At 53.2% G+C, this 1,911-nt stretch carries 3 protein-coding genes; all 3 read right to left on the minus strand.

Translation table 11 applies throughout. The annotated features are described in order from the left end of the window. Window positions 1–53 precede the first annotated feature (53 nt). The gene (locus tag ACOCD2_RS18215) at window positions 54–764 is read right to left on the minus strand and encodes a hypothetical protein (RefSeq protein ID WP_293648865.1); all 711 of its coding nucleotides are present in this window, start codon (window positions 762–764) and stop codon (window positions 54–56) included. Continuing rightward, on the minus strand, window positions 757–1,527 hold the full coding sequence (locus ACOCD2_RS18220; RefSeq protein WP_293648868.1) for a hypothetical protein: 771 nt from the start codon (window positions 1,525–1,527) through the stop codon (window positions 757–759). Before ACOCD2_RS18220 ends, ACOCD2_RS18215 begins: the two co-directional genes overlap by 8 nt. 1 nt (window position 1,528) lies before the next feature. Then, window positions 1,529–1,911, minus strand: a 383-nt coding sequence (locus ACOCD2_RS18225; RefSeq protein WP_419625864.1) for a hypothetical protein, incomplete at its 5' end; no start/stop codon positions are given.

Genomic DNA, 1,911 nt, shown 5'->3' on the forward strand with positions numbered 1-1,911 from the left:
ATGTCTTTTTCAACAGCCTGTTAAATGCTTCAAAAGCGGGTTGCTTTGCTGGCTCAAAGAAAATGCTCATATTCTTCCGGCAATATATTCAAAAGTGCTTCTTCCGTAATCGAATACAGATCATAGGTAAGATCAAGCTGCTGCAGATATCCGATATAACGCCGGATGTTACCTTTTCTCTTTGTCGAGGTGGCTCCGCGTTTGAAGGTTCTCCGGTTAGCGTCGTAGTAGAGACGGTTGGCCACTTCGATGACACCCCGGCAGCTAATCAGATGCTGACGGGCAGCCAGCTGCTCGATCAGCTCACCGCGCTCACTCGGCTTTTTGCTGAGAAGGAACAGCGCAGTTTCACCATAGCGGCTCACCAGCAGCCAGGTGGTTCGCACAGCATGGCGCGGACGGTGGTTGTAATTGGAGCTCAGGATATAGTTGTAGATCTGACTTGGCTTTCTTGATCCGTCCGCCCTGGCCGGACAAAGCTGGTCAAACCAGTACAGGGCCAGCCAGCTCCAGAACCCCTGGTCTCCAAGAAAGGATTGCATATCCGTATCTTCCAGAATTTCCGTAAGATAGACACCCATCTCATAACGCGTCCCAAATTCCCTCCTTTCCACATACGAAAAGTCCTCCAGAGGCTCCGAGTACCGGGAATCCGTCAGCAGATGGAAAGGGGGGGCAAGTTTCTCTCCCTCCCTGAAATCGCGCAGATACTGTTCAAACGCTGACAGCCCGGTCCCGTTCAGTTTTCTGATCGGATCAGCCACAGTTATGATCCTCCATGCGCCTGATCAGATGTTCGCAGAAATGATGTTTTTCGCTGAAAGCACGCACGCTGTCATCGATCCACTGATGCCGTATGTCCGGATCCGGGTCCGCAGGGCATTCCTCCGGTGCGAGCCTGTTTGCAAAGGTGATCCACTGTTCCTGCCAGGAACCCTCATCCTGTTCGCCTTCCTGATTCCACAGGATGTACATCAGAACCTCACGGAAGGCCGAAGGCAGAACAAGGCTCTGGAAAAACGGGTTGTGCTGGAGTTGGCCAATACCATCCGGCACACTGCTGTTGATGCACAGCACCGGCTTATGCAACTCATTGAACGACAGTTTCCATACCAGGTTGCCCATCTCCGGCATACGTCGGATGATCATCAGGGACGAACGCTGCTCTTCGGTCTCTTCATATCTGGGCGCCAGCCGGTCAGCCAGCGCAATCAGACGGCTGATCTGCTGCGAACTGTCAACCACCTTGACCCTGAACAGAACTGGCCCGGAAAGATCGACCTGATCAAGCATGGTATCCAACGGCGGCAGCGGAGCTCCGACCGTGCCGAACCCGAATCTCTGGAGCGTATTGCGGTGATAGGCCTCGACGTACAGATCTGCATCCGGCGGCAACTCTTTCCTGTTCATCCTGAAATCCACTTCAAATGACGGCGGTCCAGAACCCTGTTCCTGAAGCCGTATCTCCACTTCGGAATGCCTGATCTTCTTTCTGCCGGTGTGATTGATGCGCCTGGACATCTGCATCTCACGTTTCCTCCGGCGGCACCGCTCTGAGCTTTACCAGCAGATCCCTGTTCTTATCGAATCCAGAGACATCAATCCTGAATTTCGGACCACTGATCTCAAACTCCAGCTCATTGGGAGAAAATCCAGCCAGCGCCACCGTATCCGAAGTGGCCTGCACAAAGGGGGTTGAACCGCTTCTGCCACTGAAATCAAAATCAAAGGGGCTGTACTTTTTGAACGGGTTTCCGGATGCTGTATCGTATGCCATTCTCACCCTAAGCCTGACCGGATACCTGACCATATCCGCTCCGTCACCCGGCCGGACTGAAAATCCGTCTTCCGTAGTTTCCAGTCTTGCCAGACGGGGTTTCCTTCGGGGAACTTCAATATCATCATCAGGGG

Source organism: Thiolapillus sp., assembly GCF_048562965.1.
GTDB lineage: Bacteria > Pseudomonadota > Gammaproteobacteria > Chromatiales > Chromatiaceae > Thiolapillus > Thiolapillus brandeum_A.